Annotated in this window: 25 protein-coding genes; 10 read left to right on the top strand and 15 right to left on the bottom strand. The window is 63.6% G+C overall.

What is annotated here, in order from left to right; translation table 11 throughout:
* Nucleotides 1–48 precede the first annotated feature (48 nt).
* Together Q0094_RS06795 and grxD are read left to right on the top strand one after the other, a co-directional pair.
* Nucleotides 49–285 (top strand): BolA/IbaG family iron-sulfur metabolism protein, encoded by a 237-nt coding sequence (locus tag Q0094_RS06795; protein ID WP_297616790.1) that lies wholly within the window; start codon nucleotides 49–51, stop codon nucleotides 283–285.
* Nucleotides 286–298: 13 nt separating this feature from the next.
* Nucleotides 299–658 carry a Grx4 family monothiol glutaredoxin gene (gene grxD, locus Q0094_RS06790; protein ID WP_297616787.1) on the top strand — a complete coding sequence of 120 codons (360 nt, stop codon included), beginning with the start codon at nucleotides 299–301 and terminating at the stop codon, nucleotides 656–658.
* A gap of 87 nt (nucleotides 659–745) precedes the next feature.
* On the opposite strand, the gene der is transcribed toward grxD, so the two are convergent.
* From der to Q0094_RS06770, 4 genes are read right to left on the bottom strand one after another with little or no spacing between them, the layout of a single operon-like run.
* On the bottom strand, nucleotides 746–2221 hold the full coding sequence (der, locus tag Q0094_RS06785) for a ribosome biogenesis GTPase Der (RefSeq protein WP_297616784.1): 1476 nt from the start codon (nucleotides 2219–2221) through the stop codon (nucleotides 746–748).
* Between the two features lie 55 nt (nucleotides 2222–2276).
* On the bottom strand, nucleotides 2277–2771 hold the full coding sequence (locus tag Q0094_RS06780) for a YaiI/YqxD family protein (protein ID WP_297616781.1): 495 nt from the start codon (nucleotides 2769–2771) through the stop codon (nucleotides 2277–2279).
* Nucleotides 2768–3526 carry an aldolase/citrate lyase family protein gene (locus Q0094_RS06775; protein ID WP_297616779.1) on the bottom strand — a complete coding sequence of 253 codons (759 nt, stop codon included), beginning with the start codon at nucleotides 3524–3526 and terminating at the stop codon, nucleotides 2768–2770. Before Q0094_RS06775 ends, Q0094_RS06780 begins: the two co-directional genes overlap by 4 nt.
* 28 nt (nucleotides 3527–3554) lie before the next feature.
* Nucleotides 3555–4781, bottom strand: coding sequence for a urate hydroxylase PuuD (locus tag Q0094_RS06770; protein ID WP_297616776.1), 1227 nt, complete (start codon nucleotides 4779–4781; stop codon nucleotides 3555–3557).
* 185 nt (nucleotides 4782–4966) lie between these two features.
* On the opposite strand from Q0094_RS06770, the gene Q0094_RS06765 reads away from it, so the two are divergent.
* The 5 genes from Q0094_RS06765 to Q0094_RS06745 all read left to right on the top strand — a co-directional run bounded on the left by Q0094_RS06765 (nucleotide 4967) and on the right by Q0094_RS06745 (nucleotide 10189).
* Nucleotides 4967–6148: an ABC transporter substrate-binding protein gene (locus Q0094_RS06765; protein ID WP_297616773.1), complete on the top strand. Its 1182-nt coding sequence runs from the start codon at nucleotides 4967–4969 to the stop codon at nucleotides 6146–6148.
* A gap of 72 nt (nucleotides 6149–6220) precedes the next feature.
* Nucleotides 6221–7012 carry an ABC transporter ATP-binding protein gene (locus Q0094_RS06760; protein ID WP_297616770.1) on the top strand — a complete coding sequence of 264 codons (792 nt, stop codon included), beginning with the start codon at nucleotides 6221–6223 and terminating at the stop codon, nucleotides 7010–7012.
* The gene (locus tag Q0094_RS06755) at nucleotides 7009–7833 is read left to right on the top strand and encodes an ABC transporter ATP-binding protein (protein ID WP_297616767.1); all 825 of its coding nucleotides are present in this window, start codon (nucleotides 7009–7011) and stop codon (nucleotides 7831–7833) included. Before Q0094_RS06760 ends, Q0094_RS06755 begins: the two co-directional genes overlap by 4 nt.
* A 38-nt stretch (nucleotides 7834–7871) precedes the next feature.
* Entirely contained in the window at nucleotides 7872–8882 is a 1011-nt protein-coding gene (locus Q0094_RS06750) for a branched-chain amino acid ABC transporter permease (RefSeq protein WP_297616764.1), read from the top strand.
* Entirely contained in the window at nucleotides 8879–10189 is a 1311-nt protein-coding gene (locus tag Q0094_RS06745; RefSeq protein ID WP_297616762.1) for a branched-chain amino acid ABC transporter permease, read from the top strand. The genes Q0094_RS06750 and Q0094_RS06745 overlap by 4 nt, the downstream gene beginning before the upstream one ends.
* An 18-nt stretch (nucleotides 10190–10207) precedes the next feature.
* Here Q0094_RS06745 and Q0094_RS06740 read toward each other — a convergent pair whose 3' ends face one another.
* The 4 genes from Q0094_RS06740 to Q0094_RS06725 all read right to left on the bottom strand — a co-directional run bounded on the left by Q0094_RS06740 (nucleotide 10208) and on the right by Q0094_RS06725 (nucleotide 13653).
* The gene (locus Q0094_RS06740) at nucleotides 10208–10984 is read right to left on the bottom strand and encodes an enoyl-CoA hydratase-related protein (RefSeq protein WP_297616759.1); all 777 of its coding nucleotides are present in this window, start codon (nucleotides 10982–10984) and stop codon (nucleotides 10208–10210) included.
* Nucleotides 10985–11054: 70 nt separating this feature from the next.
* A complete protein-coding gene (locus Q0094_RS06735) occupies nucleotides 11055–11543 on the bottom strand; it encodes a cytochrome c-type biogenesis protein (protein ID WP_297616756.1) in 489 nt (162 codons plus the stop codon).
* Complete coding sequence (locus Q0094_RS06730) at nucleotides 11540–13531, bottom strand: heme lyase CcmF/NrfE family subunit (RefSeq protein WP_297616753.1); 1992 nt, start codon at nucleotides 13529–13531, stop codon at nucleotides 11540–11542. The genes Q0094_RS06735 and Q0094_RS06730 overlap by 4 nt, the downstream gene beginning before the upstream one ends.
* Entirely contained in the window at nucleotides 13528–13653 is a 126-nt protein-coding gene (locus Q0094_RS06725) for a hypothetical protein (protein WP_297616750.1), read from the bottom strand. Before Q0094_RS06725 ends, Q0094_RS06730 begins: the two co-directional genes overlap by 4 nt.
* 29 nt (nucleotides 13654–13682) lie before the next feature.
* On the opposite strand from Q0094_RS06725, the gene Q0094_RS06720 reads away from it, so the two are divergent.
* Complete coding sequence (locus Q0094_RS06720; RefSeq protein ID WP_297616748.1) at nucleotides 13683–14525, top strand: BadF/BadG/BcrA/BcrD ATPase family protein; 843 nt, start codon at nucleotides 13683–13685, stop codon at nucleotides 14523–14525.
* The gene (locus tag Q0094_RS06715) at nucleotides 14522–15640 is read left to right on the top strand and encodes an amidohydrolase family protein (protein ID WP_297616746.1); all 1119 of its coding nucleotides are present in this window, start codon (nucleotides 14522–14524) and stop codon (nucleotides 15638–15640) included. Before Q0094_RS06720 ends, Q0094_RS06715 begins: the two co-directional genes overlap by 4 nt.
* Here Q0094_RS06715 and Q0094_RS06710 read toward each other — a convergent pair.
* Together Q0094_RS06710 and Q0094_RS06705 are read right to left on the bottom strand one after the other, a co-directional pair.
* Nucleotides 15637–16356 carry a VIT family protein gene (locus Q0094_RS06710; RefSeq protein WP_297616744.1) on the bottom strand — a complete coding sequence of 240 codons (720 nt, stop codon included), beginning with the start codon at nucleotides 16354–16356 and terminating at the stop codon, nucleotides 15637–15639. The genes Q0094_RS06715 and Q0094_RS06710 overlap by 4 nt on opposite strands.
* Nucleotides 16356–17762 carry an FAD-linked oxidase C-terminal domain-containing protein gene (locus Q0094_RS06705; RefSeq protein WP_297616741.1) on the bottom strand — a complete coding sequence of 469 codons (1407 nt, stop codon included), beginning with the start codon at nucleotides 17760–17762 and terminating at the stop codon, nucleotides 16356–16358. The genes Q0094_RS06710 and Q0094_RS06705 overlap by 1 nt, the downstream gene beginning before the upstream one ends.
* Before the next feature lie 129 nt (nucleotides 17763–17891).
* Between Q0094_RS06705 and Q0094_RS06700 the strand changes: the two genes are divergently transcribed.
* A complete protein-coding gene (locus tag Q0094_RS06700) occupies nucleotides 17892–19388 on the top strand; it encodes a fused MFS/spermidine synthase (RefSeq protein ID WP_297616738.1) in 1497 nt (498 codons plus the stop codon).
* 19 nt (nucleotides 19389–19407) lie between these two features.
* Here Q0094_RS06700 and Q0094_RS06695 read toward each other — a convergent pair whose 3' ends face one another.
* From Q0094_RS06695 to sufC, 5 genes are all read right to left on the bottom strand, one after another.
* The gene (locus Q0094_RS06695) at nucleotides 19408–20631 is read right to left on the bottom strand and encodes a cysteine desulfurase (RefSeq protein ID WP_297616735.1); all 1224 of its coding nucleotides are present in this window, start codon (nucleotides 20629–20631) and stop codon (nucleotides 19408–19410) included.
* Nucleotides 20632–21231 (bottom strand): Yip1 family protein, encoded by a 600-nt coding sequence (locus Q0094_RS06690; protein WP_297616732.1) that lies wholly within the window; start codon nucleotides 21229–21231, stop codon nucleotides 20632–20634.
* Nucleotides 21228–21737 carry a YIP1 family protein gene (locus tag Q0094_RS06685; protein WP_297616729.1) on the bottom strand — a complete coding sequence of 170 codons (510 nt, stop codon included), beginning with the start codon at nucleotides 21735–21737 and terminating at the stop codon, nucleotides 21228–21230. The genes Q0094_RS06690 and Q0094_RS06685 overlap by 4 nt, the downstream gene beginning before the upstream one ends.
* Nucleotides 21737–23038, bottom strand: a complete 1302-nt coding sequence (locus tag Q0094_RS06680) for a SufD family Fe-S cluster assembly protein (RefSeq protein ID WP_297616726.1) — start codon at nucleotides 23036–23038, stop codon at nucleotides 21737–21739. The genes Q0094_RS06685 and Q0094_RS06680 overlap by 1 nt, the downstream gene beginning before the upstream one ends.
* Nucleotides 23038–23778, bottom strand: a 741-nt coding sequence (sufC, locus tag Q0094_RS06675; protein ID WP_297616723.1) for a Fe-S cluster assembly ATPase SufC, incomplete at its 5' end; no start/stop codon positions are given. The genes sufC and Q0094_RS06680, both read right to left, overlap by 1 nt.

Here is a 23778-nt window from a genome sequence, read left to right as displayed (position 1 = left end):
CGCCGCGCGCCGCAGCCTACACTATGACCAAACAAGCCGAGGATACCCATGGCCATCACCGCCCGCGACATCGAGGACATGCTGAAAGCCGCCTTTCCCGCCGCACGGATCACCGTGGATGGCGATGACGGCGCGCATTTCGCGGCGCAAGTCATCGACGAAAGCTTTCGCGGTCTGAACCGCGTCCAGCAGCAACGCGCGGTTTACGCCGCGTTGAAAGGCAAGATGGATGGCAGCCATGGAGAGCTGCACGCGCTTGCCTTGACCACCAAAGCCCCGGATTGAAAGGGATTTTCAGATGAACGCCGAAGACACCATCCGCAAGACCGTGACCGAGAACGATGTGGTGCTGTTCATGAAAGGCACCAAGATGATGCCGCAATGCGGTTTTTCCAGCCGTGTGGCGGGCGTGTTGAATTACATGGGCGTCAGCTTTGCCGATGTGAATGTGCTGGCCGATGAAGGCATTCGTCAGGGGATCAAGAATTTCTCCGACTGGCCAACCATCCCGCAGCTTTACGTCAAGGGCGAATTCGTCGGCGGCTGCGATATCGTGACCGAGATGACGCTGTCGGGCGAACTGGATCAGCTTTTCACCGATCATGGTATCGCTTTTGACAAGGATGCCGCCGACAAGATCCGCGAAGCCAACGGCTAATCCGCACCCCGCTTATGCGGGACGATCGGACAAGGGCCACAGACCTTTTCCGTCGTGTGAAAATCGCTGACAAAAGGATCGGGCGGCTTAGCCGCCCTTTTTCTTTGTCTCGCCCGCCCGCACATGTTTGGTCAGCCGCGAGGGGATGGATTTCTTGCGGTTCTTGAACGGGTTCTGATCGGATTGGCTGCGGAAATACAGACGGATCGGCGTGCCGGGCATGTCGAAATCCTGACGCAACCCGTTGACCAGATAGCGGCTGTAGCTTTCCGGAAGCTGGTCGGGATGCGAGCACATCACCACAAATCCGGGTGGGCGCGTCTTGGCTTGCGTCATGTAGCGCAAGCGGATGCGGCGGCCGCCGGGGGCGGGTGGCGGATGGGCCTCGGTCATGGCCATCAGCCAGCGATTGAGTTGCGCGGTGGTGACGCGGCGGTTCCAGACATCATGCGCCTTGAGGATGGCCGCCTGAAGCCGGTCAAGCCCCTTGCCGGTCTTGGCCGATACCGTGACCAGCGGCGCGCCCTTGAGTTGGGGAAGCAAGGTGTCAAAGCTGTCCTTCAAGGCCCTCAACTTGTCTTGCTTGTCGTCTTCGAGATCCCATTTGTTGACCGCCACGACCACGGCGCGGCCTTCACGCTCGGCGAGATCCGCGATGCGCAGATCCTGGGATTCGAACGGGATCGCCGCGTCGAGCAGAACCACGACCACTTCGGCGAATTTCACCGCGCGCAACCCGTCGGCCACCGACATTTTTTCCAGCTTTTCCTGAATCTTGGCCTTTTTGCGCATCCCGGCCGTGTCAAAGATGCGCATCGGCGTGCCATCCCATGTGACCGGCACCGCGATGGCGTCACGGGTGATGCCCGCCTCGGGGCCGGTCAACAGCCGCTCTTCACCCAAGATGCGATTGATCAGCGTGGATTTCCCGGCGTTGGGACGCCCGACCACCGCGATCTGCAAGGGCCGCGATGGGGTGATCTTGCGGTCGTCATCTGGCCCTTCGACATCGGGATCAATGTCGATATCGGTTTCGGCCTCTTCGATCTGGCTCAGCTTTTCCTCGGCCTCATCGATCAGCGGCGCAAGCACCACGGCAAGCTCGGCCATGCCTTCGCCATGCTCGGCCGATAGCGCGATGGGCTCACCCAGACCAAGGCCATAGGCCTCAATCACGCCGGCCTCACCCTGTCGGCCCTCGGCCTTGTTGACGCCAAGGATCACCGTGCGCCCCGAGCGGCGCAGGATCTCGGCAAACAGCTGGTCCGTGGGGGTGATGCCAGTGCGGGCATCGACCAGGAACAAGCTGGCATCGGCCATGGCCACGGCGCGTTCGGTCAGGCGCCGCATGCGGCCCTGCAGGCTGTCGTCTGTGGCATCTTCAAGTCCGGCGGTATCAAGCACGGTGAAGCGCAACCCGCCCAGCCGCGCCGCCCCCTCGCGCAGATCGCGCGTCACACCGGGCTGGTCATCGACCAAAGCCAGTTTGCGGCCCACCAACCGGTTGAACAGGGTGGATTTGCCGACATTGGGGCGGCCGACGATGGCGAGGGTAAAGCTCATGGGATGTGGTTCCGGGATGCCGAAGATCGGCTGATACCGCAGGGCCCTTGTGGCATCAAGCCTTGATGCGGCGCGCGGCCTGTTCAAGGGCTTGCGCAAAGGCGCTGCGGTCCGATCTGGAAAAGGGGCGCGGGCCACCCAAGGCGTGCCCACCCAGGCCCTGGCCGTCCAGCCCGCCGCGCAGATCGGCCAGCAGATCGCGGGTGGCAAGCCTTGCGCCGATGTTGGTGGCCGTCAGCCCCTCGCCACGATGGGTCAGCACCGCCGCGCCCGCCTTGATGGCACGGTCCGCCAGGGGCAGATCGGCGGTGATCACGAGGCACCCCGGACCAGCCATGGCGGCGATCAGGTCATCCGCCGCGTCAAAGGCATCGCCCGCCATCGTCATCTGGATCAAGGGATGGTCGGGATGGCGCAGATAGGAGCCGGCAAACAGCCGCACGGGCAGCTTGTGGCGATAGGCAACGGTGTAGATCTCGTCTTTCACCGGGCAGGCATCGGCATCGACAAGGATCATGGGCGGGTGGCTGTGCCCCGCGCCGTGGGTCATGCGCCGCGTGCCAGATTGCGCAAGCTTTCGGTCACGGTGCCGCTATCGGATCCAAGCCCCAGAAACCGGACACCGGCATCGACCATGTCGGCGGCCATGCCGGGCGACACGATGATGCCCGCGGTCTTGCCCGCCGCAGTGATCACACCCACGCCACGGCGAATTTCCGCCCAAAGCGCGGGGTTGCCCATGTCATCGCGCAGCCCCATGTCGGCCGCCAGATCGGCAGGCCCGACAAAGACGCAATCCACCCCGTCAACGGCGGCAATCTGTGCCAGATCGGCCATGGCGGCGCGGCTTTCGGCCTGAACGATGACGCAGATCTGATCATTGGCGGTGGCGGCATAGTCGGCAATGGCACCATAGCCGCCCGCGCGCATCGTGGGCCCGCCACTGCCGCGCACGCCTTGGGGCGGGTAGCGACAGGCAGCGACGGCTGCGCGCGCCTCGGCCGCAGAATTCACCATCGGCACCATCACGCTTTGCGCGCCCATGTCGAGCGCCTGTTTCAGCAGCCAATCGGCATTGACAGGCACGCGCACCACGGCCGACGTGCCTGTGCCCGCCAGCACCATGAGTTGTCGCCGGATGACGGTCGGATCCCAAGGCCCGTGTTCGCCATCCACAAGGCACCAGTCAAATCCCGCCCGCCCCGCAATGTCGGTGACGATATCTGACCCCAATGACAGCCACAGCCCGCGCAAAAGCTGGCCTTGGCCCATGGCGGATTTGAGTGTGTTGATCGGTGCTGGCATGGTGGTCCCTTCCCTTGCCCGGTGTGTTCTAGAGCGCGCCGCCCGTGACCTCGCGATACCAGCGGCGGATCAAGGCCCGGTCGGCATCGGTGAGATAGGCGAAATTCCCCGGCGGCATGGCATGGCTTACGCCCGCCTGCAGATAGATCGCTTGCGCCTGGATGGCGATGCGCGCGCCAGTGTCAAGCATCACGCCGCCGGGCGCGGCCGCCAGACCGGGCATGAACACCTCGGCGGCGTGGCACATGGCACAGTTGGCGGCGACAAGCTCGCGCACCTCGGGAAAGGTTTCGTGGGCGGCGAAACGTTCCTGCCGGGGGCTGAGCGCGGTCTCGGCCAGCGGGTCATCGCGCAAGAGCGGCAGCATCGACAGCCAGACAATCACCGCAAAGATCGCGGCCGTGGCCCCCCATGTCCACCACAGCATGCCCTTGCGCATGTGCATGGTGTTGAAGAAATGCCGGATCGTGACCCCCATCAGGAACACCAGGCTGGCGATCAGCCAGTTCCAGTCCGACGCAAAGGCAAGCGGATAGTGGTTTGACAGCATCAAGAAGATGACCGGCAGCGTCAGGTAATTGTTGTGGGTCGAGCGCAGCTTGGCGATCTTGCCGTATTTGGGATCGGGGCTGCGCCCGGCCTTGAGATCGGCCACCACGATCTTCTGGTTCGGGATGATGATCATGGCGACATTGGCGGTCATGATCGTGGCCGTCAGCGCCCCCAGATGGAGCAGCGCCGCGCGGCCCGAAAACACCTGCGCATAGGCCCAGGACAGCGCCACGATGATGGCAAACAAGAGCAGCATCAGCCCTGTGGGGTTGTTGCCCAGTCTGGACTTGCACAAAAGATCATAGGCCACCCACCCCACCACAAGCGACAGGCCCGAGATCACCATCGCCTGCCAAGGCGCAAGTTCCCTCACCGTCCAGTCGATCAGATACATCTCGGCGCCGACCCAATACAACAAGATGAGCAGCGCCACACCCGACAGCCAGGTGGCGTAGCTTTCCCATTTGAACCAGGTCAGATGCTCGGGCATGGCGGCGGGGGCGACCATGTATTTCTGGATATGGTAAAACCCGCCACCATGGACCTGCCATTCCTCGCCATCGGCGGGGCCGGGAACATTGCGGTTCAGCCCCAGATCGAGCGCGATGAAATAGAAGCTCGACCCGATCCACGCGATCGCGGTGATCACATGCAGCCAGCGAACGGCGAATTCCGCCCAATGCAGGAAAATGGTCATGTCCATGGGAAAGCTCCGGTCCTTTGCGCGACCATCCGACAAAACCGACCCAAAGCGCAAGGCATCGCGCGCGGCTTTGCCATCAATGCGATCAAGACGCTTTACCTGCGGATACCTCTTTTCATGTTTCCGTCGCACAGCTAGGGTTTCGTGCCATACCAATGACCCTGTCCAACCTGGGAGTACGACAGATGAAGAAAATCCTTCTTGCCTCTGCCGCCATGATCACCATGGCCGGCACGGCACAAGCCGACATCACGCTGGGCGTGTCGCTCGGCTTTACCGGCCCGCTGGAATCGCTGGCACCGCCAATGGCGGCCGGCGCCGAAATGGCCATGGCCGAAGTCACGGCAAGCGGCAAGCTTTTGGGCGGCATGTCGGTCAGCGCGGTGCGCGGCGATTCGACCTGTATCGACGCAGCCGCCGCCGTGGCCGTGGCCGAACGCCTGATCACCTCGGATGGCGTTTCGGGGATCATGGGTGCCATGTGCTCGGGTGCGACGACCGCCATGCTTACCAATGTCGCCGTGCCCAACGGCATGGTGATGATCTCGCCCTCGGCCACCTCGCCCGCGCTGTCGACGGTGGAAGACAACGGTCTGTTCTTCCGCACGGCCCCCTCGGACGCGGCGCAAGGCGTCGTGATGTCCAACGTCATCCTCGAGCGTGGCATCAACACGGTCGCTGTGACCTATACCAACAACGATTATGGTCTGGGTCTGGCCAACAGCTTTCAGGCGGCATTCATCGCAGCGGGCGGCACCGTGACGCTCGTGGCAGCCCATGAAGACGAGCGCGCCGATTATTCGGCCGAGGTCGGCGCATTGGCGGCCGCCGGTGGCGATGCGCTGGTTGTGGCGGGCTATGTCGACAGCGGCGGGTCGGGCATCATCCGCGCGGCACTGGACACCGGCGCCTTTGACACCTTTGTCTTCCCCGACGGCATGGTCGGTCAGGCGCTGGTCGATAATTTCGGCACGGAAATCGACGGCTCCTTCGGCCAGTTCCCGGGGACCGATTCGAACGGTGCGGACATCTATCACCAGATGGCAACGGCGGCCGGTTTCGATGGCACCTCGGCCTTTTCCAAGGAATCCTATGACGCGGCGGCGCTGATCATGCTGGCGATGCAGGCGGCGGGCTCGACCAACCCGGCTGACTACGCCCAGCATGTGATGGATGTGGCCAACGCACCGGGTGAGCCGATCTTGCCGGGCGAGCTTGGCCGCGCGCTGGAACTGCTCGCCGCCGGTCAGGACATCGACTATGTCGGTGCCTCGGCTGTGGAACTGATCGGGCCCGGCGAATCCGGTGGTGCCTACCGCGAGATCGAAATTCGCGGTGGCAAGATCGAAACCGTGCGGTTCCGTTGATTTCGGCACCCTGACAACCGATGCAGCCCGGGTCCGCCCCGGGCTGCGTTTTTTCCAAGGAGACCCCGCCCGATGATCGAGGTGCGCGACCTGCACAAGCATTTCGGCGGCTTTCACGCCGTCGATGGCGCCAGCCTGCGGATCGAAACCGGATCGATCACCGGGTTGATCGGGCCAAACGGCGCGGGCAAGACCACGCTTTTCAACGTGATCGCGGGCATGCTGGCGCCCACGCAAGGCCAGGTCTTCATGGATGGCGAGGATATCACCGGGCTTGCCCCGCATCGGCTGTTTGCCAAGGGGCTGTTGCGCACCTTTCAGATCGCGCATGAGTTTCATTCGATGACCTGCCGCGAAAACCTGATGATGGTGCCGCCGGGACAGTCGGGCGAAAGCCTCTGGAACACATGGTTCGGCCGCAAGCGCATCGCCGACGAAGACCGCGCGCTGCGTGCCAAGGCCGATGAGGTGCTTGAATTCCTGACCATTTCCCATCTTGCCGATCACCCCGCGGGAATGATTTCGGGTGGTCAGAAGAAATTGCTGGAACTGGGCCGCACCATGATGGTGGATGCCAAGATCGTCTTTCTCGACGAGGTTGGCGCCGGCGTGAACCGCACATTGTTGAAGACCATCGGGGATGCGATCGTGCGGCTGAACCGGGAACGCGGCTACACATTCTGCGTCATTGAACATGACATGGATTTCATCGGGCGGCTGTGTGACCCGGTCATCGTCATGTCCGAAGGGCGCGTGCTGGCCCAAGGCACGATCGACCAGATCAAGGCCAATGAACAGGTGATCGAGGCCTATCTGGGCACCGGCTTGAAAAACAAGGCCAAGCTGGAAGGCATCGGCGCATGACCGACAACCCCTACCAGACTGACCGGGGCAACAAGGACGTCTCGATCACCAATCCCAAGGGGGTGGGCACGATCACGGCTGTGCCCGGCACCGACCGGCCAATGGCAACCGACACGGCCTTTTTGATCGGGGACAGCATGACAGGCGGCTATGGCAACGGCCCCGATATCCTGCATGACTGCACCATCGCCGTGAACCCCGGCGAGATTGCGGTGATCGTGGGGCCCAACGGCGCTGGCAAATCCACCGCGATGAAGGCGGTGTTTGGCATGCTGTCGCTGCGCCAAGGCTCGGTGCGGCTGGATGGTGAGGATATCACCACCCTGTCGCCACAAGCCCGTGTGGCCAAGGGGATGGGCTTTGTTCCACAGACCGGCAACATCTTTACCTCGATGACGGTCGAGGAAAACCTGGAGATGGGCGCCTTTATCCGCCGCGATGACATCCGCAAGACGATGGAACAGGTTTTCGCGTTGTTTCCGATCTTGCGCGACAAGCGCCGTCAGGCGGCGGGGGAATTGTCGGGCGGCCAGCGTCAGCAGGTCGCGGTGGGTCGCGCCTTGATGACCAAGCCCAAGCTCTTGATGCTTGATGAACCGACCGCGGGCGTCAGCCCCATCGTGATGGATGAGCTGTTTGACCGCATCATCGAGGTCGCCCGCACCGGCATTCCGATCTTGATGGTGGAACAAAACGCGCGCCAAGCCCTGGAAATCGCGGACCGGGGTTATGTGCTGGTGCAAGGGCGCAATGCCCACACCGGCACCGGCAAGGAACTGCTGGCCGATCCGCAGGTCCGCCGCAGCTTTCTGGGGGGATGAGCATGGGCTGTGGGCTACCGGCACAGGGGGAGATCTGAATGGATATCCTGAACGCCATCGTCGTGCTCTTGAATTTCGTCATCATTCCTGCGACCGCCTATGGCGCGCAACTGGCGTTGGGCGCGCTGGGTGTGACGCTGATCTATGGCATCTTGCGCTTTTCGAACTTTGCCCATGGCGACACCATGGCTTTTGGCACAATGATCGTGATCTTGTGCACTTGGGGTTTGCAGGCCGCTGGCGTCACCCTGGGCCCGCTGCCCACGGCGCTGCTGGCTTTGCCCGTGGGCATCGCGCTGACGGCGCTGTTGCTGATGGGAACCGACCGGGCGGTCTATCGGTTCTACCGCCGACAAAAGGCAAAACCGGTGGTTTATGTCATCGCCTCACTGGGGGTGATGTTCATCATGAACGGCATTGTGCGGTTCATCATCGGGGTCGACGATCAGCGCTTTGACGATGGCGAACGTTTCCTCATTTCGGTGCGCCGCTTTCGCGATCTGACCGGGCTGGAGGAAGGTCTGGGCATCCGCACAAGCCAAGCCATCACCGTGGTGGTGGCCTTGATCGCCATGGTGGCGCTGTTTTGGTTTCTCAACCGCACCCGGACAGGCAAGTCGATGCGCGCCTTTTCCGACAATGAGGATCTGGCGCTGTTGTCGGGCATCAACCCCGAACGGGTGGTGATGATCACATGGTTGATCGTGGCGGCGCTGGCGACCACGGCGGGCACGCTTTATGGCCTCGACAAGGCCTTCAAGCCCTTCACCTATTTCCAGCTGTTGCTGCCGATCTTTGCCGCGGCCATCGTTGGGGGCCTCGGCAATCCGGTGGGTGCGATCCTGGGCGGTTTTCTGATCGCCTTTTCCGAGGTCGGCGTGACCTATGCCTTTCGCAAGGTGGTGGGCTATCTTGGGCCCGAGGGTTGGGAACCGGCCGGCATGATGCAGCTGTTGTCGACCGATTACAAATTCGCCGTCAGCTTCACGATCCTGCTGATCGTGCTGCTGTTCCGTCCGACCGGCATCATGAAGGGCAAGACGATATGACCGGCGTGCGCGACATCAGGGCGGTGGCATTGTTTGCCGCGGTGGCCGTGCTTTATCTCGGCACGGGCTTTGTTCAGTCATGGAACATCGCGCTGAGCATTTTCAACATGGGCCTTGTCAGCGCGATCCTTGCGCTGGGCGTCAACATGCAATGGGGGTACGCGGGCCTGTTCAATGTCGGCGTGATGGGCTTTGTCGCGCTGGGCGGTCTGGCGACCGTGCTGATCGCCGTGCCCCCGGTCGAGGATGCCTGGGCGGCGGGGGGCTTGCGCATCGTGCTGGCGCTGGTTCTGGGGGCGGCCACGATCATCGCCGCGATCCTTGTATGGTCCAAGCTGGCACCGGGGCGGTTGCGCGCGCTGGGCATGGTGGTGATCCTGATCGGCGGTTTTGCGCTGTTTCGCACGGTTTTTGACGGTGGCGTCATCGCTGTCGAGGCGGTCAACCCGGCCGCGACCGGATTTCTGGGGGGGCTTGGCCTTCCGGTGCTGGTGGCCTGGCCCGTCGGTGGGGTGCTTGCGGCCGGTGCGGCATGGCTGATCGGCAAGACCGCGCTGGGGCTCAGATCGGATTATCTGGCCATCGCGACGCTGGGGATTTCGGAGATCATCATTGCCGTTCTGAAGAACGAGGATTGGTTGACGCGCGGGGTCAAGAACGTGACCGGCGTGCCGCGCCCGGTCCCCTATGAGGTCGAATTGCAACAGACCCCGTGGTTCACCGATCTTGCCGCCCGGCTGGGGGCCGACCCTGTCAGCATGTCCTCGATCATGGTCAAGCTCAGCTATGCGGGCCTGTTCATGGTGGTTTTGCTGGTGCTGATCTGGTTTTCGCAAAAAGCGTGGAATTCGCCCTGGGGCCGGATGATGCGGGCGATCCGCGACAATGAGGTATCGGCCGCCGCCATGGGCAAGGATGTCAAGGCACGCCATCTTCAGGTCTTCGTGCTGGGATCGGCCGTGGTGGGGATGGCCGGCGCGATGATGACAACGCTCGACAGCCAGCTTGTGCCCAGCAGCTATCAGCCGCTTCGCTTTACATTTCTGGTATGGGTGATGGTGATCGTCGGGGGATCTGGCAACAATTGGGGGGCGGTCTTGGGCGGTTTCCTGATCTGGTGGCTCTGGATTCAGGTGGAGCCGCTGGGACAGCTTTTGATGCAGTCCATCACATCAGGCATGGCCGAGGGGTCATGGTTGCGCGCGCATCTGTTGGAAGCGGCGGCGCATATGCGGCTGATGACGATGGGGGTGATCTTGCTTTTGGTGCTGCGCTTCAGCCCAAGGGGGCTGATCCCCGAACGCTAGGACCAAAGGGGCGCGCGATCAGCGCCCCTCGAATACCGGAGTGCGCTTTTCAAGAAAGGCCACCACGCCTTCCTTGAAATCCCGCGTCTTGCCACATTGGCCCTGAAGCTGGCCCTCCAGCATCAACTGCTCATCAAGGCTGTTGCCAAAGCTGGCCTGCATCGCGGCCTTGACGCGCTTGAAGGCAGCACCTGGACCTTGGGCCAGATGCATCGCCCGTGCCCGCCATGTCGCGTCGAATTCGGCATCGGGCACCGCTTCCCAGATCATGCCCCAATCATCGGCCTGACGTGCGGTGATGCGGTCGGCAAACAACGCCGCCCCCATCGCCTTTTGCATGCCGATGCTGCGCGGCAAGATCCATGTTCCGCCCGCATCGGGGATCAGACCGATCCGGGTGAAGGCCTGAATGAAGCTGGCGCCTTCCGTGGCGATGGTGATGTCGCAGACAAGCGCCAGATTGGCCCCAGCGCCTGCGGCCGTCCCGTTTACGGCAGCGATCACCGGCACGGGGCAATCCACGATCGCCATCAGCATCGGCACATATTCATCGCGCAGCGTCCGCTCCAGGTTAAGCGTGGCGGCATTGCCCCCATCGCCCAGATCCTGACCCGAGCAAAAGGCACGACCCGCCCCGGTCAGGACAACCACCCGCGCCTCGCGCCCGGCGGTGCCGATGGCATGGGTGATTTCCGCACGCATCTGGGTATTGAGCGCATTCATCACCTCGGGGCGGTTCAGCGTAACCACCGCCATCCCGTCGTGATCTTGGCGTGTGATGGTGTCATACTGCATGGCTGCCTCCGCCTGGGGTTTGGGCCAAGACTAGGCAAAGTGGCGCGGCGCGAAAAGCGCAAACGCTGCGTCACTCCTTCAGAAGCACCTTCAGACGGGCTTCTTCATCAGGTGACAGCGCGGCCTCGGCGGGGGCCACGGCCACGGCGCGGCGGCGGATATAGACAATTGAAAGCGCCCCGCCCAAACCGATCAGCAACAGCGGCGCCGCCCAGAGCAAGATATTGGCCCCGCTCAGCGTGGGGCGCAGCAACACGAATTCGCCGTAGCGGTCGACGACATAGCTCATCACCTCGGCGTCGCTGTCGCCCGCGACCAGACGCTCGCGCACCAAAAGCCGCAGATCGCGGGCCAGTTCGGCATTAGACTCATCGATCGATTCGTTGCGGCAGACGATACAGCGCAAACCGCCCGAGATGGCGCGCGCGCGCTCCTCCAGCGCCGGATCGGGCAGAACCTCGTCGGGTTGCACCGCCCCGGCCGGGATGGCCAGCGCCATGGCGACCGCCGCAAGACCCGCCAGCCCCAGCCGCCGCAAACGGGCGCGCGCGCCGCTCATTCGGCGGGTAACCCGCGTGCGGCAACCGGCCGTGCCTTTGCACCACCCGCAGCGATGCGATACCGGCGATCGGTCAAGCTCAACAGCCCGCCAAGGGCCATGATTATGGTGCCGCCCCAGATCCAGTTGGCAAAGGGTTTGATCCATGTGCGCAGCGCCCAGCCCCCATCGGGCTGTGGATCGCCAAGCGCCAGATAGACATCGCGCGTCCAGCCGCTGTCGATGCCTGCCTCGGTCGTGGGCATGCCCGCCACCGGATAGAGGCGCTTTTCGGGATGCAGCAAGGCGATCTGTTCGCCGCCCGGTCCGCGCAGCGCCACATGCGCCATGGTCGAGATGTAGTTGGGCCCCTGCACATTCCGATCGACGCTCAAAAGCTCCACCTCATAGGCGCCCACGCGATAGGGCTGGCCGGGTTGGGCGACGCGGATATCCTCGACCTGATAGCCGGTCAGCGCGGCGACACCGAACAAGGTGATGCCAAAGCCCGCATGGCCAACCGCCTTGCCCCAATCGGCGCGCGGCAAGCGCCCCAGCCGCCCGATGCGGGCAGCCAAGCCGCCCGCACGCCCCGTGCGCGTCCACAGATCCACCAACGCGCCCGCCACCAGCCACACCGACAGGCCGATGGCGATGGGCGACAGGGTCGATTTGCCGGTGAATGCCGCCCAGCACAGCAACGCGACCGCCACCGCAAGGACCAAGGCGGGAACAAGCTGGATCAAGACGCGGCCAAGCTGCGCCCGTTTCCACGCCAGCATGCCCCCGATGGGCAAGGCCAGCGCCAGCGCAAAGACAAAGGGCGTAATGGCCATGTTGAAAAATGGCGGGCCCACCGACACGGTGCGATCCGAAAAGATCTCCGTCACCAGGGGCCAGATCGTGCCGATGAACACCACAAAGGTCGATACCGCCAGCAACAGGTTGTTGAGCACCAGGCCCGATTCCCGGCTCAGCGTCGAAAACACGCCCTTGGCCTCCATCGCGCCCGCGCGCAGCGCAAAGAGGATCAACGCCCCACCCATGAAAAAGCCAAGGATCATCAAGATGAACACGCCCCGTTCGGGATCATTGGCAAAGGCATGCACGCTGGTCAGCACGCCCGAGCGCACGATGAAGGTGCCGATCAGCGAAAATCCAAAGGCAAGGATCGCAAGAAGGATCGTCCAGCTTTTCAACGCCTCGCGCTTTTCCACCACGATGGCCGAATGCAAGAGCGCGGCCGCAATCAGCCACGGCATGAGCGAGGCATTTTCGACCGGATCCCAGAACCAAAAGCCGCCCCAGCCCAATTCGTAATAGGCCCACCATGATCCCAAACCGATCCCGATGGTCAGGAATACCCAGGCCGCCAGCGTCCACGGCCGCACCCAGCGGCCCCATGCGGCATCGACCCGCCCCTCGATCAGTGCGGCAACCGCAAAGGAGAACGCCATCGAAAGCCCGACATAGCCAAGATAAAGAAACGGCGGATGAAAGGCCAAACCGGGGTCTTGCAACAGCGGGTTGAGATCCTGACCATCCATCGGCGGCACGGCAAGCCGTGTGAACGGGTTGGATGTGAACAGGATAAAGGCGAAAAACGCCGCCGCAACCGAGGATTGCACCGCCAGCACCCGCGCGCGCAACCCGGGCGGAAGGTTCGATCCGAACCACGCCGCGCAGGCGCCAAACAGCGTCAGGATCAGCACCCACAGCAAAAGCGACCCCTCATGGTTGCCCCAGACGCCGCTGATCTTGTAGAGCATCGGCTTGTCGGTGTGGGAATTCGCGGTCACAAGGTTCAGCGAGAAATCCGATGTCACAAAGGCCCATGTCAGCGCGCCAAAGCTGAAGGCGGTGAGCAGGAATTGCGTCGTTGCCGCCGGCTCGGCCACGCTCATCCAACCAACATTGCCACGATGCGCGCCGACCAGGGGCACGATGGTCTGAAAGATCGCCACCATGAAGGCGAGGATCAGGGCAAAATGTCCAAGCTCTGTGATCATGGGACGGATAGTAAGCACTCTGCGGCTTCGCGCCAATAGGATGTGGCACGGCTTTCCATCGGAATGGCCGTGTCAAAGCCGCGCAACCCGCGGCCCTGCAGCCGCAGATCGGGCTGTTTCACAACCTCGGGGCATGGCATAGGGTGCGCTCATGAAACGGCGTATCGACATCGGCATCGACGGGGGCGGCACGGGGTGCCGTGTGGCGCTATCGATCGATGGCGGGGCCGTCACGGAAACCGCGGGCGGGCCGGCCAATATCGTCACCGATCCGGCCGCGGCCGAGGCCGCGATCCGGCTGGCCCTGACCCAAGCGCTTGGCGCGCAAGGTCTTGGGCTTGAGGCATTGTCGGATGCCCGGATTTGCGCGGGGCTTGCCGGGGGGCGGTTGCCCGGTGCCGCCGACCGCTTTGCCACGCGGCTGCCGTTTCTGGCCTATGTCGTCGATGACAGCCTCACCGCGCTGGAGGGGGCGCTGGCTGGGGCGGATGGAAGCCTGGCCAGCCTTGGCACCGGAAGCTTCTTTATCGCCAAGCAAGGCGGGATCATCCGCCATCAGGGCGGCTGGGGTTTTGCCCTTGGCGACGAAGGCGGGGCCGCTTGGGCCGGGCGCATGGCGGTGTCACTGGCGCTGCATGTCGCCGATGGGCGGCTGGCCCCCGATCCGCTGGCCGATGCGCTGGGCGCGGCCTGCCCGCCCCATCCGGTTCTTTGGGCGCAAACCGCCCGGCCCGGCGATTTCGCCGATCTGATGCGCATCGTGGCCCGTCATGCCGACAGCCCGATCGCGCAGCGCGTGCAGGGCGCGATTCGTCAGGCGCTGGTGCAGGGCTTGCGCGATCTGGGCCATCGGCCCGGTCAGGCGCTGGTCGTCACCGGTGGCCTCGGTGCGCGCATCGCCTCCACATTGCCGCCGGATTTGGCGGCCGATCTGCGCCCGGCGCTTGGCCGGCCACTGGACGGCGCATTGCGGCTGGCACGGGGTTTGCCATGACGTGGTTTGTCGGGCTTGATCTGCTGGACGTCGGCGGCCTGCGCCACGACATGGCGATCGGTCTGGATGATCGGGGTGGGGTCGTGACCAAACCCTTTGACACGCAGCGCGGCACCGATCTGGCCCGCGATGGCCAGCGCGCCCTGGTGACCCCGGGATTGATCGATCTTCAGGTCAATGGCGGCGCGGGGCGGCTGTTGGGGGATTGCACGGATGTGGCCGCGATCCATGCCATGGCCGCGGCGCATTGGGCGACCGGAACGGCCGCCATCCTGCCCACCTTGATCTCGGACAGCCCGTCCACCACGCAACGGGTGATCGCGCTTGTGGCACAGGCGCAAAAGACCGACCCATCGCTTTTGGGCCTGCATCTGGAGGGGCCGCATCTGGCTGTCGCAGGGGCGCATGACCCCGCCATGCTGCGCCCGCTCACCGATGCCGATCTGGATCTCTATGCCAAGGCGCGCGCCCGGTTGGGGCGGGTCATGATCACGCTGGCGCCCGAGATTGTGCCGCCCGACCAGATCGCCGCGCTGACCAGGGCCGGGATCATCGTGGCGCTGGGGCACACCGCATGCGACCATGATCAGGCCTGTGCCGCCTATGCCGCCGGGGCTGTCATGGCCACCCATCTTTACAACGCCATGTCCGGGCTGGGGCACCGCGCGCCCGGGCTTGTGGGGGCGACGCTGGATCAGGGGCGCCCCTATGGCCTGATTGCCGATGGCGTGCATGTGCATCCCGCGGCGCTCCGCATCGCGCTGGCAGCCAGCCCGGATGCTGCGGTGCTGGTGTCGGATGCCATGGCGCTGACCGGATCGGCGCAAGACCGCTTTACCCTTGCCAGACAGCCTGTCTATCGGCGCAACGGGCGGCTGGAACGGGCGGATGGCACGCTTGCGGGTGCCGATCTGACGCTGGTGGCGGCGATCGAGAACCTTGCCCGTTGGACGGGTCGCACGGTCAGCGATCTGGCGCCCATGGCCTATGCCGCGCCGCTTGGCATCCTGGGCGACGGCCCTCACCCGACCCCTTCCCGCTTTGTGGTCTGGCACAAGGGCCAAGCCACCGCGCGCATCGACGGCGGCGGGCTTTTGCCGCTTGCACGGGTCTAAAGCGCCTGACCGACCAAGGCACCTATGGCGCTGGTCGCAGCCATGGCCAAGACACCCCAGACCATGACCCGCAGCGTGGCACGGCGGCGCGGGGCACCACCGGCCTGTGCACCGAGCGCGCCCAGAAGTCCAAGGGCGCCCAAGGTCGCAAGACCGACCCAGATCTGGAGCGTCGCCAAAGGTGCGATGGCGCCCACGATCAAGGGCACGCTCGCCCCCGCCGCAAAGGTCAGCGCCGACACAACCGCCGCCTGAAGCGGACGGGGCGGTGACAGATCGGTCAAGCCGATCTCATCGCGCAAATGCGCGCCAAGCGCGTCAGCTTCGGTCAATTGCTCCGCAACCTGCCGCGCCAAGGGCGGGGGCAGCCCGCGTATCTGATAGATCGCGGTCAACTCATCCAGTTCACCCTCGGGGTTGCGGCGCAGTTCCTGCTTTTCGCGCCGGATATCGGCCTGTTCGACATCCTCCTGACTGGAGACCGAGACATATTCGCCCGCAGCCATCGACAGCGCCCCTGCTGCCATCCCAGCGGCGCCAGCCAGCATGATCGTGACATGATCGGCCGCCCCCGCCGCGACCCCCATGATTAGCGATGCGGTCGACAAGATGCCGTCATTGGCCCCCATGACCGCCGCCCGCAACCAGCCCGAACGGCTGGACAGATGGGGTTCGTCATGTGCCGAAGGAATCCCGTGATGAAGCGGCCGGGCCATCAGTACAGCCCCATTTTCCCGGGGTTGAGGATGTTGTTTGGATCAACCGCGTTCTTGATGGCCTGCATCATCGACATCGCCCCCGCTCCCAATTCCCGTTCCAGATACTTGGCCTTTCCCTGCCCGATGCCATGTTCGCCCGTGCAGGTGCCTTCCATCGAAATGGCCAGATCGTTGAGCCATCCGATAAAGTCCTCCGCTTGCGCGATTTCGGAATGATTGTCCATGTCTATCAACAACAGGCAGTGAAAATTGCCGTCCCCCACATGGCCCACGATGGGGGCCAGGATCCCTGCACTGGCAAGGCGGTCCTGCGCTGCGGTCACGCAATCGGCCAGACGGCTGACGGGAACACAAACATCGGTCGACAACCCCTTGGCGCCGGGGCGCAATTGCAATCCCGCCCAATAGGCGTCATGGCGTGCCTGCCACAATTGGGTGCGTTCCTCTTCCCTTGTGGTAAAGACAAAGCCCGTGCCACCCTGTTCGGCGGCGATCTGGCCAAAGGTTTCGGCCTGTTCGGCCACCCCGGCCGCAGAGCCGTGAAACTCGACCAGCAGCAAGGGCGTTTCGGGCAGGCGCAGCCTGGAATAGGCGTTGACCGCGCGCACCTGCACCGCGTCCAGCAATTCGATGCGCGCGACGGGCAGCCCGTATTGAATGGTCTGGATCACGGTGTGACAAGCGGCCGACACGCTGGGAAAGGAACAGGTGGCCGCCGAAACCGCCTCTGGGATGCCACGCAGGCGCAGCGTCAATTCCGTGATCACGCCCAGCGTGCCTTCGGACCCGACCATCAGCCGCGTCAGATCGTAACCTGCGCTGGTCTTGCGCGCACGCGCCGCCGTGGTGACAAGCTCGCCCGAGGGCAAGACCGCCTTGAGCGCCAGCACATTGTCCTTCATCGTGCCATAGCGCACCGCATTCGTGCCGCTGGCCCCCGTTGCGGCCATGCCCCCCAGCGACGCATCGGCGCCCGGATCAACCGAAAAGAACAGCCCCGTGTCGCGCAGATGGGTGTTGAGCGCCTTGCGCGTGACGCCGGGCTGAACGCTGGCATCCATGTCGTCGGAATTCACCTGAAGGATGGCGTTCATATCCTTGAAATCGATCGACAAACCGCCCAAGGGTGCATTGACGTGACCCTCCAGCGACGAGCCCGTCCCAAAGGGGATGACCGGCATGCGATGGTCATTGCAGATGGCCATCACCACTTGCACCTCTTGCGTGGTGCGGGGGCAGAAAACCGCATCGGGCGGCTGGTTGGGCAACCATGTCGTGGTGTGGGCGTGTTGGCTGCGCAGCGCCAATCCGGTCTCGATCCGGTTGCCAAAGCGCTGTGACAAAACGCCAAGTCCAGCGTTGGTCGTTGTTTCGTCGCGCGATGGATCGTGGCGGATCGGCATTTTCGGTCTCTCCCATGGGATCTTGGCGGCACTATTCCCGCCCGCCGGGCCGGGCGCAAGGGCGCTTGGACCCTTGCCATGGCGCGAAACATGGCCTTTCATAGCCGCATATCATCGGAGAGTGCGCGCATGACACGGCCAACACCGCTTTGGCTTCTGGTTGGGCTGCAAGGGGGGATCTCGGCGGCGTCTCTGGTGGTGGAAATCGTGGCGGGCCGCATGCTTGCCCCTCATGTCGGCATGTCGCTTTATACATGGACAGCCGTGATCGCCGTGGTTCTGGCGGGGTTTTCGGCGGGCCATTGGTGGGGCGGACGTCTGGCCGAAAAACCGGCGGCAACAGCGCTGGCCTGGACCGGCGGCGCGACGCTGGCTGCGGCCCTGACCACGGCAGCCGCCGTGCTGATCTTGCCGATGGTGGCGGGCCCGGTGCTGAGTGTGGTGACAAGCCCGGTCTGGGGCATCACGGTGCTGACGGCGGTGGTGTTTTTCCTGCCGTCCTTTTTTGCGGGGGTGCCCGCGCCCGTTTTGGCGCAGATCGCGGTCGATACTGCCGCCCGATCGGGCCCGGCGCTGGGGGCGATGTTCGCCTCGGGGGCGGTGGGCGCCATTGCGGGCACGCTTCTGGCGGGGTTCGTCTTTATCGCATGGCTGGGATCGGCGCTGACGCTGGTGGTGGTGACGCTGGTCTATATCGGATCGGGGCTGTTGTTTTTCTGGCTGGCGCGGTCGCGCGGTCTGGTGCTGGCGTTGACGGCTGCGGCGCTGGCGGCGGGCATGGCGGGGCTGGCGCTGGCGGCACCTGCGCAATGCCATCAGGAAACCCGGTATTTCTGTTTGCGCGTCGATGATCTGTCGGCCGATCCGGCCAGCCCCGTGCATCTGATGGTGATCGATCATCTGGCGCATGGGATCAGCGCCCGCGATCTGCCAGAGGTACAGTTTACCGTGCATGGGGCGATGCTTGACCATCTGGCGCGCCTGCGTGCGCCGCGCGAAGGTTTCAGCACCTATGTGATCGGGGGCGGGTCGTTCTCGGTTCCCCGCAGCCTGCTGGCACAAGGCGCGGGGCCCATGACCGTGTCAGAAATCGACCCCGATGTGACCGCGCTGGCGGCCGATGCGTTCTGGTTTGACACCGCGCGTGCCGAGATCTGGCACGAAGATGCGCGCCGCGCGCTTCTGACGCGGCCCGATGCGCGCTTCGACATCATCATCGGCGATGCCTTTACCGATGTGGTGGCACCCGTGCATCTGGTCACGCAGGAGTTTTTCGCACTGGTGGACCGTCACCTGACGCCCCAAGGCAGCTTTCTGATGACCGTCATCGATTACGAGGATCGTCTGGCGGCGCTGGGGTCCATCGTCTTGACGCTGCAGGCGGTGTTCCCGGTGGTCGAAGTCTGGACACTGGCCGCCCAGCCGCAACCGGGCGCGCGGATGGTCTTTGCGGTGGTGGCGGGCCAGACCCCCACCCCGGTCGATCAATTCACCGCCCCCGCCCCCGACATGATGCTGTTTGGCGCCTTGGGCGATCGGTTTGTCGCGCAGCTGGCCGAGGCGCGGGGCATGGTGCTGAGCGATGATTACGCGCCCATCGACCGGCTGATGGGGCGGCGGGACTGATGATCACCCGCCGCTGACGTCACGCAAACAGATCGTGACACAATTCGAGCGCGTCGATCAGCACATCGACCTCGGCCTCGGTGTTGTACATGCCGAAACTGGCCCGGCAGGTGGCGGTGACGCCCAGATGCTCCATCAGCGGCATCGCGCAATGCTGGCCCGCGCGCACCGCCACGCCGCGCTTGTCGAGCACGGTGGAAATGTCATGGGCATGGGCCGCGCCCGTGATCGTAAAGGAAAAGATCGCGCCCTTGTGCGCCGAATTTCCCTGCACGCTCAGCCAGTTCAGGCCCGCCAGCCGCGCGCGCGCATAATCGCGGATGCGGGCCTCATGGGCGGCGATGGCCGGCATGCCGATGCCCATCATATACTCAAGCGCCACACCCAAACCGATCTGTTGCACGATCGCGGGGGTGCCAGCCTCGAATTTCATCGGCGGGTCATTGTAGATGACGCTCTCGCGATGCACTTCGCGGATCATGTCGCCACCGCCGATGAAGGGGCGCATTTCGGCCATCCGCTCGGACCGGATGTGGATCGCACCCGATCCTGACGGGCCGTAAAGCTTGTGGCCCGTCACGACATAGAAATCCGCCCCCAGCGCATCAAGCGACAAAGGCAGATGCACCGCCGCCTGACTGCCATCAAGCAACACCGGCACGCCCCGCGCATGGGCCGCGTCGATCACCGGTTTCACATCGAAAACGGTGCCCAGCACATTCGACATATGGGACATCGCGACCAGCTTGGTCCTCGGACCGATGGCATCGATCATCGCTTGCGGGTCAAGATCGCCATTGGCGTCCACCTCGACCCATTTCAGCACCACGCCTTGGCGCTCGCGCAAGAAATGCCACGGCACGATATTGGCGTGATGTTCGGCGATGGTCAGAACGATCTCATCGCCCGGCTCCATCCGTGGCATGGCCCAGCCATAGGCGACCAGGTTGATGCCTTGGGTGGCGCCAGAGGTAAAGACGATCTCGTGTTCGTCACGCACGCCCAAGAACCGCGCAATGGTGGCGCGCACGGCCTCGTATTTGTCGGTGGCAAGGTTCGACAGATAATGCAGGCCGCGATGCACATTGGCATATTCCATCGCATAGGCCTGTGTCACGGCATCGATCACCACCTGTGGCTTTTGCGCCGAGGCGCCATTGTCGAGATAGACCAGCGGCTTGCCGTTCACTTCGCGGCTCAGGATCGGAAAATCAGCCCGGATTTTGGCAAGATCATATGGCATTCAATTCATCCCGAACCCTAAGCCGAGCATCGTCAGGACAAGGCTCAGCACGAAAACGAACCCAAAGGCGGTCAAGATGGTCATCACAAAGATCAGACCAAGCGAAGAAAACCCGTGCAGCGTGGCGATGAAATTGACCAACAGCCAGAAAAACAGCCCCATCGCCAGAATGGTGATCAGCCCGGCCACGGGCGGCACGACCAGCATGGCCGCAAGCTGGATCACCTGCACCACCAGAAAGATGAATTGCAGCCAGACGATCAGCGCCAGCGCGCCCTGAAAATCACCGCTGCCACCGAAAAGCTGCCCGATACGGGCCATTCCATGGGCCACAAGGAACAAGAACGCCGCCTGGATCACACCCATGGTGATGGGTGATACCATCATTTCCGGGGGCATTGCCGCTTGGTCGGGCGGGCCCATCAAAAGCGCCACTGCCTCGCCCAGAAACATGGACAGCACGATCACCAGCCCAAAAGCGAGCCACAGCGCCCGCATCGGCAGATGCAGCTTCAAGATCACGGCCGCGCCGTCGCGCGGATTTGACACCGTGTGGCGGGCCATCCGCAACAATTGGCCGGGCTGCATCAAATCGCTCATGGCGCGGTCTGCGCCTCCGGCGCGCGTTCGGCCTCACGCAAGGTGAGGGTCCAGATCGTCAAGAAAGCCAAAAGCACCAAGGCCCCAACCCCCTGCAACGCGGGGCCCGGGCCAATGAAACCTGCCACCAATCCATGCAGCAGCCAGGCGGGCGTCGTGGCCAGCAGCGTCCAGAACAGCGCCAGCCGGGCCGAATACCAGCTGCCACGCCCCCCGAACAGCCGCGCCACCAGATGGCTTAGCCCCGCAAGCCCATAGGCCATCAAGGGCCAGATCATCAGCATCGCAAAAAAGGTGATGGCCAGTTGCGCTTCCAGCGGCGGCCCGGCGTCGCCAGCCAGAAATGCCTCACGGCTGAGACGCGGCCATTGGGCGATAAAGATCACCAAACAGGCCACAATCAGGATCGCCAGCGCCCGATCTTCGCGACGGCCCATCGACAACAGCCGTCGCATCACCCCGGTCGGGCGCCGCCATGTCGCGATGATGTCGCTTGAAACTGCCATCAGCCTTGCCTGCGCCGCTCCAGCCACTGTTGCAGCCGCGCGCGGATATCATCGGCCAGCCCCTCATGCTCGATTTCCTGGATCGCCTCGTCGATGAAGGCCAGCACCAGAAGATCGGTCGCCACCTCACGCGGGACGCCGCGCGCGCGCAGATAGAACAGCGCGCCCTCGTCGATGGCGCCGGTGGTCGAACCATGCGAGCATTTCACGTCATCGGCATAGATTTCCAGTTCGGGCTTGGCCAGAAAACTGGAATCTTCATCCAGCAACAACGATTGGCTGATCTGGTAGCCATCGGTTTTCTGAGCGCCGGGTTTGACCAGAATCTTGCCCTGAAACACGCCAACCGCCCCGTTGCGCAGCACCTTCTTGAACACCTGACGGCTTTCGCAGCGCTCGGCGTCATGGGTCACGAACACCGTGTCATCATGATGGAATGCACCGGTTTTCCCATCGCCAAGGGCGGCACCTGCGACATGGGCGCTTGCATCATCGCCGGTCAATTCGATCACATGCTCATTGCGGGTCAGCACGCCATTGGCCGTCAAGGTAAAGGATTTATAGCGGCTTTCCGCCCCAAGACGCGCAAAGATATGGGTGGCGGCGCGCCGTTCGCGGTCGCGCCCCTGCGCGCGCACATGGTGAAAGCTGGCGCCATCGGCCAGGCTGATCTCCATGCAGGTGTTGACGCGCGCGGCAGCAGGGCCGTTTTCCAACAGCGTCAGTTCAGCGCCCGGCTCGACCCGAATGACATGGTGCAAGATCACATCCGATGCCTCGGCGCGGTGCAGATAGACAAGGCTGACGGGCTTGGCCGCATGACCCGTCGCACGGATCAGCACGCCGTCACTGGCAAAGGCGGTGTTGAGCGCGGCCAAGGGACGCGCGACCGGCGCCTGCCCGCTGGCCTCCAGCACGCCGTAGATGTCGCGGGCCCAATGAATGTCCTTGCGCGCCGCATCGGCCAGCCGGTCGATTTCGATACCCGCAAGGCTCAGATCATCCGATTGCGCCGGATCGAACACGCCATCGACAAAGACGATCCGCAGCCGATCTTGGCCCTCAAAGATCGGTGCCTCATCGCTGTCATCAAAAAGTGCCGCGCGCGGTGCCGTGATCTGGCTCAGGGTGGTGGGGTCTGTGTAGCGCCAATATTCGTCGCGACGTCCCGGCAACCCCATCGCACGGCAGCGTGCCAAAGCGGCCTCGCGGGCCGTGTGTGCCCAAAGCCCATCCTTGGGCAAGCTCAGCGACGCGATGCGACTGTCGGTCAGATCCTGCCTTGCCTGTGCAACAGCCATCACAACACCTCGGACAGAATATCGGCGTAGCCGTTCTTTTCGACCTCAAGCGCCAGCTCCGGTCCACCGGTTTTCACGATACGGCCCTGCGCCATGATATGGACGACATCAGGGGCGATGTGATCGAGCAGGCGTTGGTAATGGGTGATCACCAAAAACCCGCGCCCCGCATCGCGCAGCGCATTCACGCCATCGGCCACCAGTTTCATCGCATCGACATCAAGCCCGCTGTCGGTTTCATCGAGGATGCACATCTTGGGTTCCAGCATCGCCATCTGCAGGATCTCGTTGCGCTTTTTTTCGCCGCCCGAAAAACCGACATTGACCGGACGCTTCAGCATGTCCGCATCGATCCTGAGCGCCTTGGCCTTTTCACGCACAAGCTTCAGGAAATCGCCGGCGCTGATTTCGTCCTCGCCGCGCGCTTTGCGCTGTGCGTTCAGCGCCGTGCGCAAAAAGGTCATGTTGCCCACACCCGGAATTTCGACCGGATATTGAAAGGCCAGAAACAGACCCGCCGCCGCGCGTTCCTCGGCCTCCATTGCCAGCAGATCGATACCATCAAGCGTGGCCGAGCCGTCCGTAACCTGATAGCCGTCGCGCCCCGCCAGTACATAAGACAGCGTGGATTTGCCCGACCCGTTCGGCCCCATGATCGCATGCACGCGTCCCGCCTCGACCGTCAGATCGACGCCCTTGAGGATCTGCTTGTCCTCCTCTTCCAGTTTCACGTGCAGGTT

The organism is uncultured Roseicyclus sp. (assembly GCF_937892565.1).
Taxonomy (GTDB): Bacteria; Pseudomonadota; Alphaproteobacteria; order Rhodobacterales; family Rhodobacteraceae; genus Roseicyclus.
This window is presented reverse-complemented; position numbering and strand designations above follow the sequence as displayed.